This window comes from Anatilimnocola aggregata, assembly GCF_007747655.1.
Lineage (GTDB): Bacteria > Planctomycetota > Planctomycetia > Pirellulales > Pirellulaceae > Anatilimnocola > Anatilimnocola aggregata.
In genome coordinates this window covers 6,902,888-6,915,999 of the sequence record NZ_CP036274.1, presented here as the reverse complement: position 1 = coordinate 6,915,999, position 13,112 = coordinate 6,902,888, and the positions used below count along the sequence as shown (strand labels likewise).

Sequence of the window (13,112 nt, the reverse complement as noted above, 5' to 3'; positions counted from 1 at the left end):
TCGGCCCCGAAAACACCAATACGAACTGTGAAGATTCCGTAACCGGTGCTAGCGGAGCGGATGGCTATTTGCCCGCTTCGGTCACAATCGCCGCGAAGAGCAGAATGGTGATGACGCCGAGGATCACGCCGGCAATAGCGGTGCCCCGCGAGCGGTGAAAGATGCCCAGCACACCGAGCAGCAAGCTGAGAAAGCCGAGAAAAGTGAAAGCTCCGCCGAAGATAAGTAGGAGCGGTCCCACCGCTGGGAGCCAACCTTGCTGCTTGCTCACGCCGGCACAAAGTCCGATCAGCACCACGAAGAAGCTGCCAATGACACCTAGCACCAGGCTCGTTTTGCCAAGAGTGTTGGGCGAGGGAGGAACAGGCACATTCATCGCGGCATCCAGGGGCAGGTGTGCTGGAGATCGAGCGAATTGCAGTGGTTTACATCAAACCGCCAGGCGCAGGCGGAACGCTTCCGATAGTTTCTGAATCTGTTCGAGCGAAAGCTGCTCGGCGCGAACGTCGGTGGGATATTCGAACGGCGCGAGGACTTCGTCGACACCCGGCTTATCGAGATGTTCTTGCATCGAGGCCACCAGTCCGCTGCGCAAAAACTTACGCCGATGTAGAAACAGCCCGCGGACAAACGTGTGGAAGAATTCCAGGTCCGGAATGGCTGCCCGCTTGGCCGGGTCGGGCACAATGTGAATGATGGCGGACTGCACGCGCGGCCGCGGCCAAAAAACCTGCGGGGGCAAGATCCGGGCGATTTGCAGATCGCACAGCGACTGCATCCACACACTCAGCGCGCTGTAATCTTTCACACCGGGGGGCGCGATCATGCGGTCGGCCAGTTCTTTTTGAATGGTGGCCGTCAGCGAAACCGGCAGTGGATCGACCGTCAGCAGGTTCGAGAGAATCGGCGTGGCAATGTTGTAAGGCAAGTTTGCCACCAGCTTGAATTGCCGGCCGGGAACCGCATTCACGTGCTTGCGAACTTCGTCCAGCACACTGTCGGCGATGTTGTTTTTGTTGCGCAGGGCATCCTGCAGCAGCATGGTGATGTTGGCTTGCGGTTCGAGTTCTTCAGCTGCCATTTGATGCAACCGGGCGTCGATCTCCACCGTTACAACATGCGCGGCATGATCGGCGAGCATCGAGGTCAATGAGCCCATACCGGTGCCGACTTCCAGGATCACATCGTTGGCGTTCGGGGCTGCCGTTTCCAGCAGCACATCGAGCAGATTCAGGTCGATGAGAAAATTCTGGCCGTGACGTACCTCGGGCCGGATGCCCGCTTCTTGAAAGCGGCGAGTTAAATACGAAACGGTCTGACGGGCGGAAGGCATGAGGCTTTGCGATCAATGTGAGGTAACGAATCGTGCCAACGGGTTTGCGGTTAGCGGTCTACTACAAATGCTAACTGCCGCTGCACGTACTTGGCGAGTAAATCTGTCTCGATGTTCACCGCATCGCCGGGCTGGAGTTGTCCTAAAGTGGTCACCGCTAGGGTGTGCGGTATCAGGGCGACGCTGAACTGATCCGCCATACATTCGACGAGCGTCAGGCTCACGCCGTCGACGGCCACGGAGCCTTTTGAGGCCAACTGACGAGACAATTCAGCCGGCACCCGGAACCAAAGAAAGGCCCAAGGCCCTTCTTCCAGTCGCCGGTCGAGCGTGGCCAGAGCATCGATGTGGCCAGAAACATAGTGACCACCCAGCCGATCGCCGACTTTCAGCGAACGTTCGAGATTCACGCGACTGCCGGAGTGCAACCGACCCAAATTCGTGCGCGACAGGGTCTCGCTACCGGCTTCGAACGAGAGGACATCCCCCTCTCGTCGGACAACAGTCAAACAGCAGCCATTTACGGAAATGCTATCGCCAATTGCAGCATCGCTGGCCACCAATGGAGCATGCAGCGACAACTCCACAGCTGCACCCTGCGGCACAACGGCGGTGATGGTTCCCAATTCTTCTACGAGGCCAGTAAACATGCCCGCATGATAACAAAACCGGGCCAACCCCGCGTAAGGCGAGGCAAATGCCGGCGATTTCAACTGGCGAGAATCAATTTCCCGGTTTCTTGATCCGGCGAAACTGATCCGGCGAAACCTCGCCATGGGGCCGGGTAACAATTTGGCCACGGAGCCTAGCCAAGAAACAAAAAGACCGGACACAAGGTCCGGTTTTCGAAAGAATCGCCGCACGGTGCGTCCGGGCACCTGAATTCGAAGGCCTCTCCCTCCCGCGAATTCAGATGCCGGACAGCAACGGGCGATACTAGACTGAGCCGGTCAGGCTCAGGAGGTCATTCGACCTCACTTTTGTACGGTGCGCCTGGCACCTGAACTTGAAGGCCTCTCCCTCCCTCAAATTCAGACGCCAAGCAGCAACGGGCGATATCAAACTGGGTTGTTTTGAACCCAGGAGGTCATTCGACCTCACTCTTGTACGGTGCGCCCGGGCACCTGAACTTGAAGGCCTCTCCCTCCCCCAAATTCGGATGCCGGGCAGCAACGGGCGATACGGTTTTGTTAGTGACTTCAAGGAGCTCGGTGCGTCCGGGCACCTGAATCCGAAGGCCTCTCCCTCCCGCGAATTCAGATGCCGGACAGCAACGGGCGATATCGTTAAGCGGGCACTGGATTCGGCGGGAGTCGGAGTTGAGCGAATCAACTTGCAAGCCGCAGAACCAACCTCACTGAAACGAGCTTGTGAGTCCAAACATGACTGATTTGTGTTGAGCGAGTCCGAAGAAAGTGTGAAGGTTTGCTTCTTTCACTCTATTGTTCCCGCTGACGAAGGAAGCATATTGCACGACCCGTGCCAAACTGGCGTGCTAGTGCCAGCAGAATTCTGGCGAGCAATCGCAAATCATTTCAAAACATTGATTTACAGCGTGCCAAGGCTGTCCGAAGTTTTTTCTCGCGAATTTCCCTTTGACGTCGCTGACAAGATGGTCAGCGGCCGGTGCTTAAAGACTAGGCATCTATCCGCGAAATCGTGCCGTGGCATAAGCAAACTTCACGGAATAACCAGCAAAGATTCGCAACTTCGGCGGGAGCCCGCGAATCATCCAGCCGGAGCACGGCTCAATGAGAAGATGGGCAAGAGCAGTCCCATTGCAATCCCGCCAACTACCACACCCATGACAGTGATCATCAACGGCTCGAGCATGGTCGTCGCCGACTTGATGGCGGTTTCCACTTCCTTGTCGTAGTGCAAACTGACTTTCCGCAGAACGTGATCGAGTTTGCCGGTATCTTCGCCAGCGGCAATCATCTGCACGAGCGGCCCCGGAAACAGCTTATTGCCATGTAGCGAATCGCAAATGCTTTTGCCTTCGGTCACCTGATCGATTGCATGATTCCAGGCCTTCTCGTAATAGACGTTCGCCGACACTTCACCCGCCAGGCGGAGGGCATCGAGCATCGACACGCCACTTTCGACCATCGTTCCCAGTGTGCGTACGCTGCGGCTCAGGATCACCTTGCGAACCAGTGGCCCGATGATGGGAGTGTTGATCGCCAGCCAATCCATGATCGCTCGGCCGGTCGGTGTCTTGCGACCGACGAAAAAGGTGACCACTGCCACGACGACGCCGATCAACCAGGCCCACCAATAGTCGAGCATCACGTCCGAAGTGGTCATCAGGACCGTGGTCATCACCGGCAACTTGATCCCCTTGCGGGTGAAGAGGGGCTCAAACTTCGGCAGCACGTAAGTGAGCAGGAAGATCGTCACGCCTGTCGCCAGCACGAGCATGACCGTCGGATAGGCCAGCGCACCCCGAACTTTCTGCGCGGTATCGAGTTGGTTGCGCATGTAGAGCGAGATGCTCTCCAGCATTTCCGCCAGTGTGCCCGTCTTTTCACTCGCCCGGATTAAAGCAATGTAAGTACGATCAAAATGCTTCGTGTGCTTGGATAGGGCCGCGGAGAAATCTTCGCCCCCTTCCACCTGTGTCTTCAAATCGAGCAACACCGCTTTGAGCGTGGTGTTTTGTTCTTGCTTGGCAATGCTTTCCAAAGCTACCGAGAGGGTGATTCCGGTATCCACCATCACCGCCAACTGCCCCGTGACATAGACAATGTCGTTCTTGCTGACGCGGCTCGGCAGTAGGCCGACACTGACTTCCTCTTCTTCCAGTTCCACGACCTGCAGTCCGTCGCGCCGTAACTTTTGCAAAGCCTCTTCGCGCGATGCAGCTGAGATGGTGCCATCTTGTGTCGCGCCCAGCGGGTCGCGAGCGACAAATTCAAAGGTGATGGCTGTCATACGTGAACTCGTTCTTACTAATCCTGCCGCGTGCGCGAGGGAACTTCTCTTTCAATAAACCGTTATGTCGTGGAAATGACGTCTTCAACCACCGAGCCCGTACGTTCTGCCCGTTCGGCAATCGCGCTCTCGCCGGTGATTTGAATGATCTCTTCGACGGTGGTCAGCCCTTCTTTCACTTTGCGGAAACCGTCCTTCCGCAATGTGACCATGCCATTCTCGAGGCCGATGCGGCGCATTTCGGAAACCGAAGCATTGGCGACAATCGCGTCACGCAACCGGTCGTCGATTTGCAGCAACTCGTGTACGCCCACGCGGCCGCTATAGCCCGTGTTGCGGCACCGCTTGCAACCCGCGCCTTTGTAAAACACGTCCATGCCATGCCCCATCCGCTCCAGCGTTTTGCGGAGCGGGCGCGGGAGTTCGTAGGCAGTGCGACACTTCGGGCAGACGCGCCGGACCAGCCGCTGGGCCAAGACCACGTTGAGCGCGGCCGAGATCAAGTACGACTCGACGCCAATGTTAATGAGTCGCGTGATGGCCGACGGTGAATCGTTGGTGTGTAACGTGCTCAGCACCAAGTGACCCGTGAGTGCCGCTTGAATGGCGGTTCGCGCGGTTTCTTCATCGCGGACTTCGCCGACCATGATTACGTCGGGATCCTGCCTAAGCAAAGTTCGCAGCGCTTTCGAAAACGTGAGTCCCACGCGTTCCTGCACCTGAAACTGATTGATGAGCGACAGGTGATACTCGATCGGGTCTTCGACAGTGCAGATATTGTTCTCCATCGAGGCGATCTCGTTGAGCGCCGCGTAGAGGGTCGTACTTTTGCCGCTGCCTGTCGGTCCCGTTACCAGGATGATTCCATTCGGCGCGCGAATGCCTGTCTGCAGCGGTTCGAGCACATCTTCGGCAAAGCCCAGATCGCGCAAGTTGAGCGACACGCTGCGGGTATCGAGCACGCGGATAACCGTCTTTTCGCCGCGATTGCCTGGAAACGTGCTGATACGCAGGTCAACTTTGCGGCCGTCGAGCATCACATGCACGCGGCCGTCCTGTGGCAAGCGACGCTCGCTAATGTCGAGCGAGGCCATGATCTTGATACGACTCGTCACGGCATTGAGCAGATTGACCGGCACTTCGAGCGATTTATAGAGGCGGCCGTCGATGCGATACCGCACGCGCATGCAGCGCTCGGCGGGCTCGATGTGAATATCGCTAGCCCCTTCTTTCACCGCGTTGTAGATGACGTAGTTCACCAGCCGAATCACCGGCGACTGCCCGGCGATTTCTGTGGCGTCGCCAATGTCGTCGATCGCGGTCTCGATCAGCGTGACTTCGGCCTGACTGTTGTTATCGATGATGTCATCGATGACAAACGTCTTGCTGTCCGGCAGCGTGGTGATCATCCGCCGGATGTCTTTGGGCGAAGCAGCGACCACTTGCACTTGCAGGTTCGTGGCCCGGCTCATCTCGTCGAGCAAGAACAGATTAGTCGGCTCGCACATGGCGACCGTCAGTACGCCGCGAATGCGAAAGAGCGGAAACACCATGTTCTTTTCGATGTACTCGCGCGGCAGCACGTCGACCACTTTGGGGTCGGCCAATCGCGGTTCTAGTTTCGCATACGGCAGGGCGTAGACGAGCGCCAGGCACTCGATCACCTGGTCCTCGGAACAGAATTCTTTTTCGACGAGGATTTCGCCGAGCAGCTTGGTGCCGCCCGATTGCTTCTGCATTTCGAGCGCCTGCTGCAGGCGCTCGAGCGTGAGAATTCCTTTCTCGATCAGAATATTGCCGAGTCGCTGCGGGGCGTGATGAACGGTGGTGACCATCGAAAAACTCCTGCGCGTGAAAGTTCTTAACCGGCGAAGCTTTTCACGGCATCGATGACCGTTTCAAACACTTCCAACTGTTGATCGAGGCGAGTCATTTCGAGAATTTTGCGATTGGACTCGTTCGTCGTCGAGATTTTAATATCGCCACCGAGCGCCAGCAGTGTTTCCTGCGCATTGAGAATGGCTTCCAGCCCGCCACTTTCGATCGTCTCGCTTCCATTGAGGTCGATAATCACCTGCGAGCGATCGAGGTTCGTCAAGAACGCTTCGAGTTGCCCTGCGGTATCAGCGCTCAATTCTTCGGGCGTGTGGACAACGACCACCTCGCCGAAAATTTCTGTGGGGAGTTTCATGGTTGAAATCGAAGTGCGGTGGGAGAGGTGGGCGGGATCAAGCTTGGAATAGCTTTACAGCCATTGGCTGACTGCAGTCGGAACCGTAGCCGCGATGGGCAGACCGACGAGCGCATCGGAGGCACCCTCGTGGCCGCCGAGCAACGATTCGACAACGTTGAACAGTTCACGCGGGCTGAAGGGCTTACACAGCAGTTTGACGATGCCGTATTCATCGCGCAGTTGGCTCGAAGAGAGTTCAAAACCCTTCGCGCTGAGCATGATGACGGGGAGGTGACACGTGGCAGGATGATCTTTGATGCGACGGGCCAGTTCGAGTCCGTTTAGCCGCGGCATTTGGCAATCGGTGACGAGGACGTCGGGTAGTTGCTGTTCGATCAGCGTCCAGGCTTCTTCGCCATTCGCGGCACATTGCACGTGATAACCGGCGCGCGAGAACTTGAATTCCGCGGCCCGCAGGATGTGCAGTTCGTCGTCGCACAGGAGGATGCGCTTTTGCATAAGGTTTCTCGCTTCTTACGAGGAGCTTTGGCTCGGCAAAATGATGCGAAAGGTGCTGCCTCGGCCGAGTTCACTCTCGACCTCAATGCGGCCACCGTGGACGTCTTCGACGATATGCTTGACCAGTGGCAAACCCAGCCCGGTGCCGGCTGCCATCTGTTGATCTTTCTTCACGCGATAGAACTTCTCGAACACCTTCTGGCGATCTTCGGGCGAAAGTCCCACGCCGGTGTCTTGCACTTCGAAGACGACGCTTTCATCGGCCAGGCGGCTACGCACGGTAACCGTGCCGCCTTCGGGCGTGTATTTGAGCGCGTTCGAAACCAAGTTGATGGCCGCTTGCAGAAGCGTGTCTCGATCGGCCAGCACACCAAGGTAGAGCGGGCTGAGGTCGGTGACCAGCCGCATCTGCTTGTGGGTCGCAGCGGGTTGCAACAGGTTCACGGCTTCTTCGAGCAATTCGTTGAGCGAGCGCGGCGCTTTGTTCACGTGCACCACGCCAGCTTCGATGCGCGACAGGTTCAGCAAGTTATCGATCAGCCGTTGCAGCCGTTCCGTCTGGCTATGAATGACGCCGAGGAATTCTTCGCGAGTGGCTTCGTCCTCAGCATCGCCGTCGGCGAGCAGTTCGACATAGGCCCGCACGCTGGAGAGAGGAGTTTTCATTTCGTGGCTGACGGCGGAGACAAACTCGGCATTCCGCTTTTGGATCGCTTTCTCGTGCGTGATGTCGGTGAGCACGGCGACCACACCCTGGCCACCCGGCAGCGATTCAACGCTTGATTTGCCGTTGGCCGAGCGTGTTACTTCTTGCGTCCCGGCTTCATCGGCGAATGTCTTGCAGCTGATGCGGAACCAATGTTGCCGCCCGGTGTCATCGGGCAGATTCACCTCCGCCGAGCGATGCGTAGGCACGCGGCGCTTGCGGGTTTCGGTCAACAATCCAACCAATGCTTCGCAGCGGGCCAGTTGTTCGAGTGCCGGGTGGGCATCGAGCGAATCGGGCAAGTGCAGCAACTTAGTAGCCGGCGCATTGGCGAGAATTACTTCGCCAAACGAGTCGATGGCCACGACCGGATCGTTCATTCCGCTGAGGATTTCTTTCAACTGATCGCGTTCGACCGCCACGCGATGGACGCGCGCTTCGGCGGCCGTTCGTTGATGTTCGGCATACTCCACGCGCTCCGCCATCTGGTGCAGGCATTGCCGTACGCTATTGAGCACGGGGCGAAAAGAATTGCTGGCCGGCAGATCGGGCATGGTGTTGCTATTGCTGCTGAGCCAGGAGTTAACGTCCAGCTGGCAAAGCATTTCGATGTATCTCTTCGCGGTCTGGCAGGCGAGGACATGCCGTTCCGCACTAAGTCCGCTCACCAGCACCGCCAGCGCAGCGCCCCCCGTCAGAAATGCCGCTCGCGCCATGAGCGAGGGCTTGCCCACCCACACCTCGACGGCCCAGCACAGGCCAATCGCGGTGAGCACAGCTGCTAAGAACAGCACCGGCGTTGTCGAAATGAATCGGTTGGGATGGTTCACGGTAACGACTGTCGAGCGAGGAGAGAGGACACGGGAACACGCCACGCGGGCACGTGGAGGTTTGGCGTCATGTTCCTTTCGGAAAACTAGGTCACAGTCGCCGAGTGTCTAATTCTTCGGAAAACCCTTGCGCAACTCCGCATTTGGAGTCCGAGGCACAAACGTCACAACCGCCGGTTAAGTGCTGGGTTTGGCCACTCCCATGACCGAAAATCCGCCCGCAACGGTACAATGCATTTTTATCGAAACGTTCCGCGCGCAGCGCTTTTTCGTTACAGACCGAACTGAATCACACGTGCGAATTGCCGAGATCTATTCTTCGTTACAAGGAGAGGGACGCCTGACTGGCACCCCCAGCGCGCTGGTTCGCGCTAGTGGTTGCAACTTGCGCTGCTGGTTTTGCGATACCCCATTCACCAGTTGGCGGCCCGAGGGGGAAGATCGCGACGTGGTGGAAATCGTTGCCGCTGTGGAACAACTCAAGGACCGCGGCGGGTCGTGGGTCAAGTTACTTGCCAAAGCTGGTCAGCCCGCTGATAAAGTCGCTCTCGCGCACGTGATCATTACCGGTGGTGAGCCGATGCTCTTTGCCGAAATGATTCCGCTCTGCGAGGAACTGCGGGCGCGAGATTGGCACATTACAATCGAGACTTCCGGCACGCTCTATTTGCCCGTCGCTTGTGACCTGATGTCGATCAGCCCCAAGCTGGCCAGTTCGACCCCCGTGAGACAGGGAGCAGGAAACTGGAGTGACCGCCATGAGCGAGACCGGCATCAGCCAGCCGTCATTCGCAAGTTGATCGAGGAATACGATTATCAACTCAAGTTTGTGATCGATAGTCCGGCTGATTGCGAGGCCGTTGAACAATGGCTGCATGATTTTCCGCAGGTGGATGCCAAGCACGTGTGGCTGATGCCCCAGGGCATCGAACCGGTCGAATTGCAGCAGCGGACTGATTGGCTGCTCCCTTATTGCCAGCAGCAAGGCTTTCACTATTGTCCGCGTAAACATATCGAGTGGTTCGGACCTGGGCGAGGAACGTGACCATTCGCTGCAACCGCACTACTGGCCCCGCTTCACGCTGACGCCTATCATTCGCAGGCTGCTAGTTTTTTCCTTTGGAACGATGAATTCTCATGGCTGAGCCACACGATCACGAAAACTGCGACCACGATCACGACGGTCACGATCACGACCAGGGGGGCTTCCATCCGGATGACTATGCGTCCCCCGGCAAGCAGCTGCGGTTGTTGATCGAAGACTCGACGATTCAGATCCCTGGTGCCCCCAATGCGCTGTTCGCCCGGCTGATTCAGCGGATGGGTTACGACGCGGTCTATCTGTCTGGTGCCGTTTTCTCGGCCGGCGTCTTTGGCCTGCCCGACGTGGGACTTTTCACGCTGACTGAACTGGCCCAGCAGACGACTTATTTGACCCGCACCATGACGCTCCCTGTCATCGTCGATGCCGATACGGGTTTCGGCGAAGCCATGAATGTGGAGCGGACGATTGTCGAACTGGAAGCAGCGGGGGCCGCTGCGATTCAACTCGAAGATCAGGTGATGCCGAAGCGGTGCGGCCATCTGTCGGGCAAGACGCTCGTCGATGTCGAAGCGATGTGCGCGAAGATTCGCGCCGCTTCTGGCGCGCGCAGCGATCCCGATACGGTGATCATCGCCCGCACCGACGCGCGCGGCGTGACGAACATCGACGACGCGATTGCCCGCGCGCATAAGTATTTGGCAGCTGGTGCCGATTGGATTTTTCCCGAGGCGCTCGCCACTCCCGAAGAGTTCGCACGCTTCGCCAAGGAAATCGAAGCTCCGCTGATGGCCAACATGACGGAGTTCGGCAAGAGCCCGTTACTTTCGCTCGACGATCTGGCTGGCATGGGTTACTCTGCCGTGTTGTATCCCGTCACGCTCCTGCGTGTGGCCATGAAAGCTGCGGAAGCGGCCCTCGCCGTGTTGGCCACCGAAGGTTCGCAGGAGTCGCTGCTCGATTTGATGCAAACCCGCGAAGAACTTTACGACCTGCTCGACTATCAAGATTTCGAAGAGCGAGACCGGGCTCATTTTGGCGGCAGTGGAAACTGATGCAGAATTAATTGAATTCGTCGTTTGACTTCATCCTCTCCCTCGAAGAATCATTATGACCGAATCGTATAGCCCAGGACTGGAAGGCATCGTCGCCGGCGAAACAGCTGTCAGCACCGTGGAAACGGGGCTCACGTATCGCGGTTACACCATCGAAGAATTGGGGGAGAAATCTAACTACGAAGAAGTCGCCTACCTGGTGTTGCACGGCGAGTTGCCCACGGCCGCTCAAGCGGCGTCGTTTCGGCAGCGGCTAACCGAAGCAGCGCACGTGCCGCCGGAAGTGATCGACACGCTTCGTTCGATCCCAAAATCGGCTTCGACGATGGATGTCCTGCGCTCCGCCGCCAGCCTGCTCGCCCACTGGGAGCCGGAAGTCAACGACAACAGCCACGATGCCAATGTGCGCAAATCGGAACGACTGATCGCCAAGATGCCGATCATCGTTGCGGCCCGCCAGCGGCTGAAGGATGGCCAGCAAGTCATTGCCGCCGATCAGGGGCTGTCCTTACCGGCCAATTTCCTCTGGATGCTGCGGGGCGAGAAGCCCAGCGAGCGGCAGGTGAAGGCGCTCGATGTCTCTTTCATCCTGTATGCCGAGCACGAGTTCAACGCCTCGGCATTTTCGGCCCGCTGCGTGGTTTCGACCCTCTCCGATTTACATTCCGGCATTACTGCTGCCATCGGCGCGCTCAAAGGTCCACTGCACGGCGGTGCCAATGAACGGGCCATGGAAGTGCTCCAAGAAGTGAGTTCGCCAGCCGAGGCAGAAGCTTGGATTCGCAAAGCACTCGCCGAAAAGCGGCGGATTATGGGATTCGGCCATCGCGTTTATAAAGATGGCGACCCGCGCGCTGTTTACTTGAAGACGCTGACGACGGCCGTGGCGAAAGAAACCGGTCACGACGACCTCGAACAAACGGCTGAGATCATCGAGACCATCGTCCGCACCGAAAAAAAGCTGCCGCCGAATGTCGATTGGCCCTGTGCCCGACTCTATCACTACCTGGGACTGCCTATCGACCTGTATACGCCGCTATTCGTCGTCGCCCGCATCGTGGGCTGGAGTGCTCACATCATCGAGCAACTCGATAACAACCGCCTGATTCGCCCGCGCGCCATTTACACCGGCCTGGCCGAACGAAAATGGCAGCCGCTGGCAGCGCGGGGTTAGTTCGTCGCGAGCTCGGTTACTTCAGCCGCGTCATTGTTGCGCCGCGATAGTTCGCGCCGTGGCCATGGTCTTCTCGAATCAGTTCGAAGAGGCCGTCGCGATAGCGCCAGACGAAGTCGGCGACATGGTCGTGACGAGGTTTCACGAGTCTTAACTGATTGTCGATACAGGCGAAGTCTCCCAGTGAATTGAGCGCATGCCCAGGGGAACTCAGCTCGAGCAGGCCATCATCTCGCATTGAAAGGAGCACGTCGTACTCGAAGCCTGCCGGCAGTTTCATGCGCCAGCGACCGGCAAATTCCGTGGCATTTCCCTTTTCGTTCACTTTGCTACGGGCCTGCCATATGGCTTCGGCTCGAGCGGCATAGCGATCGGGAATGGATTCCTTTGCCCGTGGTTTGACCGGGCGAAGCTTACGTTCTTCGGTCTCTTCAGCAATGGTACTGATAGCCGTAGCTGCAACGCACAAGAGCGTGAGGGTGAAGCGCGTGGCACGCGAGTCGAACGTGTTCATGGCGAATCTCCGGAGGAAGTGATTCGGAGAGATAACGCTCGTCTGTACGAAGTGTTTCGAAAAAAATCGGGACAAATGAGGGAAGATGACTTTCGAGCGCCAACCGCAAAAACGGGCGCGGTGAATTACAGCACGCCATACTTTTGAAAGGCAGCCGTGGCGGTCATGCCGTCGGCAATTGCCTGGCGAACGACGTTTTCGTCGTTCACTTTATTCCACGCATATTGCACGACCTTGTCTTCAATCTCGCGCGGCACGACGACAATGCCGTCGATATCGGCCACGACCAGATCGCCGGGCGAAAAACGAACGCCGTCAATTTCGACCGGCACATCGATATCGATGACGCGATTCCGGTCCTTGCTATCGTACAGGCACGTGCCGCGGGCCCAGATCGGAAAGCCCATTGCGCTCATCTTGTTCACATCGCGCACGGCTCCGTCGACGATCGTTCCCACGCAACCGCTCCGGCGGGCAGCGGTCGACAGGAGTTCGCCCCACAAGCCGGAACGCATCGAACCACCGGCTGCGGCAATCAGCACGTCATCGGGCTGGCAAGTATCGACAGCCTTCAGTTCCAGGTCGTAAGGCTGCGGGTCGGGATGAGCCATATCGGCCCAAAGGGTTGTCTTGCAACGGCCAATGAGCACACCGGTGGTTGTGAGCGGTTTCAACTGCACGCGCGGCGACTGGTGGGGATAGCCCATGGCATCGAGCGCGTCGCAAACCACGGCGGAATAAAAAACCTGCCGCATCAGGGCGAGGGTAATGGGCTGATCGTTCGGGGCGGGCATTCAGGGAAACTCCGCAGGCGGGATGGCATCTTGGTAGT

Annotated in this window: 13 protein-coding genes; 3 read left to right on the top strand and 10 right to left on the bottom strand. The window is 57.8% G+C overall.

The genetic code is table 11. The annotated features are described in order from the left end of the window. Nucleotides 1-64: 64 nt before the first annotated feature. The 8 genes from ETAA8_RS26025 to ETAA8_RS25990 form a co-directional block, all read right to left on the bottom strand. Complete coding sequence (locus ETAA8_RS26025) at nt 65-376, bottom strand: hypothetical protein (protein WP_145095568.1); 312 nt, start codon at nt 374-376, stop codon at nt 65-67. A 54-nt stretch (nt 377-430) separates the two neighbouring features. Further along, nucleotides 431-1,333 (bottom strand): 16S rRNA (adenine(1518)-N(6)/adenine(1519)-N(6))-dimethyltransferase RsmA, encoded by a 903-nt coding sequence (gene rsmA / locus ETAA8_RS26020; protein ID WP_145095565.1) that lies wholly within the window; start codon nt 1,331-1,333, stop codon nt 431-433. Nucleotides 1,334-1,383: 50 nt separating this feature from the next. Further along, on the bottom strand, nt 1,384-1,983 hold the full coding sequence (locus ETAA8_RS26015; protein WP_145095562.1) for a riboflavin synthase: 600 nt from the start codon (nt 1,981-1,983) through the stop codon (nt 1,384-1,386). A 1,078-nt stretch (nt 1,984-3,061) separates the two neighbouring features. Then, nucleotides 3,062-4,267 (bottom strand): type II secretion system F family protein, encoded by a 1,206-nt coding sequence (locus ETAA8_RS26010; protein WP_145095559.1) that lies wholly within the window; start codon nt 4,265-4,267, stop codon nt 3,062-3,064. Between the two features lie 62 nt (nt 4,268-4,329). After that, nucleotides 4,330-6,102, bottom strand: coding sequence for a GspE/PulE family protein (locus ETAA8_RS26005; protein WP_145095556.1), 1,773 nt, complete (start codon nt 6,100-6,102; stop codon nt 4,330-4,332). 26 nt (nt 6,103-6,128) lie between these two features. Beyond that, a complete protein-coding gene (locus ETAA8_RS26000) occupies nt 6,129-6,458 on the bottom strand; it encodes an STAS domain-containing protein (protein WP_145095553.1) in 330 nt (109 codons plus the stop codon). Between the two features lie 54 nt (nt 6,459-6,512). Further along, a complete protein-coding gene (locus ETAA8_RS25995) occupies nt 6,513-6,959 on the bottom strand; it encodes a response regulator (protein ID WP_145095551.1) in 447 nt (148 codons plus the stop codon). 15 nt (nt 6,960-6,974) lie between these two features. Beyond that, nucleotides 6,975-8,495, bottom strand: coding sequence for an ATP-binding protein (locus tag ETAA8_RS25990; RefSeq protein ID WP_145095548.1), 1,521 nt, complete (start codon nt 8,493-8,495; stop codon nt 6,975-6,977). A 295-nt stretch (nt 8,496-8,790) separates the two neighbouring features. Here ETAA8_RS25990 and ETAA8_RS25985 point away from each other — a divergent pair, with 295 nt between their 5' ends. From ETAA8_RS25985 to ETAA8_RS25975, 3 genes are all read left to right on the top strand, one after another. Further along, on the top strand, nt 8,791-9,540 hold the full coding sequence (locus ETAA8_RS25985; protein ID WP_145095545.1) for a 7-carboxy-7-deazaguanine synthase QueE: 750 nt from the start codon (nt 8,791-8,793) through the stop codon (nt 9,538-9,540). A 92-nt stretch (nt 9,541-9,632) separates the two neighbouring features. Next, on the top strand, nt 9,633-10,592 hold the full coding sequence (prpB, locus tag ETAA8_RS25980; RefSeq protein WP_145095543.1) for a methylisocitrate lyase: 960 nt from the start codon (nt 9,633-9,635) through the stop codon (nt 10,590-10,592). A 55-nt stretch (nt 10,593-10,647) separates the two neighbouring features. Beyond that, nucleotides 10,648-11,766 carry a citrate/2-methylcitrate synthase gene (locus ETAA8_RS25975; RefSeq protein ID WP_202921279.1) on the top strand — a complete coding sequence of 373 codons (1,119 nt, stop codon included), beginning with the start codon at nt 10,648-10,650 and terminating at the stop codon, nt 11,764-11,766. A gap of 16 nt (nt 11,767-11,782) precedes the next feature. On the opposite strand, the gene ETAA8_RS25970 is transcribed toward ETAA8_RS25975, so the two are convergent. Beyond that, nucleotides 11,783-12,280: a hypothetical protein gene (locus ETAA8_RS25970; RefSeq protein ID WP_145095539.1), complete on the bottom strand. Its 498-nt coding sequence runs from the start codon at nt 12,278-12,280 to the stop codon at nt 11,783-11,785. A gap of 125 nt (nt 12,281-12,405) precedes the next feature. After that, nucleotides 12,406-13,074, bottom strand: coding sequence for an RraA family protein (locus tag ETAA8_RS25965; protein ID WP_145095537.1), 669 nt, complete (start codon nt 13,072-13,074; stop codon nt 12,406-12,408). Between the last annotated feature and the right edge of the window lie 38 nt (nt 13,075-13,112).

Coding starts and splice junctions, on each gene's coding strand:
- ETAA8_RS25975 (WP_202921279.1), top strand. CDS start 10,648: ATGACCGAATCGTATAGCCCAGGACTGGAAGGCATCGTCGCCGGCGAA.
- ETAA8_RS26000 (WP_145095553.1), bottom strand. CDS start 6,458: ATGAAACTCCCCACAGAAATTTTCGGCGAGGTGGTCGTTGTCCACACG.
- ETAA8_RS26010 (WP_145095559.1), bottom strand. CDS start 4,267: ATGACAGCCATCACCTTTGAATTTGTCGCTCGCGACCCGCTGGGCGCG.
- prpB (WP_145095543.1), top strand. CDS start 9,633: ATGGCTGAGCCACACGATCACGAAAACTGCGACCACGATCACGACGGT.
- ETAA8_RS25970 (WP_145095539.1), bottom strand. CDS start 12,280: ATGAACACGTTCGACTCGCGTGCCACGCGCTTCACCCTCACGCTCTTG.
- rsmA (WP_145095565.1), bottom strand. CDS start 1,333: ATGCCTTCCGCCCGTCAGACCGTTTCGTATTTAACTCGCCGCTTTCAA.
- ETAA8_RS26015 (WP_145095562.1), bottom strand. CDS start 1,983: ATGTTTACTGGCCTCGTAGAAGAATTGGGAACCATCACCGCCGTTGTG.
- ETAA8_RS26005 (WP_145095556.1), bottom strand. CDS start 6,102: ATGGTCACCACCGTTCATCACGCCCCGCAGCGACTCGGCAATATTCTG.
- ETAA8_RS25995 (WP_145095551.1), bottom strand. CDS start 6,959: ATGCAAAAGCGCATCCTCCTGTGCGACGACGAACTGCACATCCTGCGG.
- ETAA8_RS26025 (WP_145095568.1), bottom strand. CDS start 376: ATGAATGTGCCTGTTCCTCCCTCGCCCAACACTCTTGGCAAAACGAGC.
- ETAA8_RS25965 (WP_145095537.1), bottom strand. CDS start 13,074: ATGCCCGCCCCGAACGATCAGCCCATTACCCTCGCCCTGATGCGGCAG.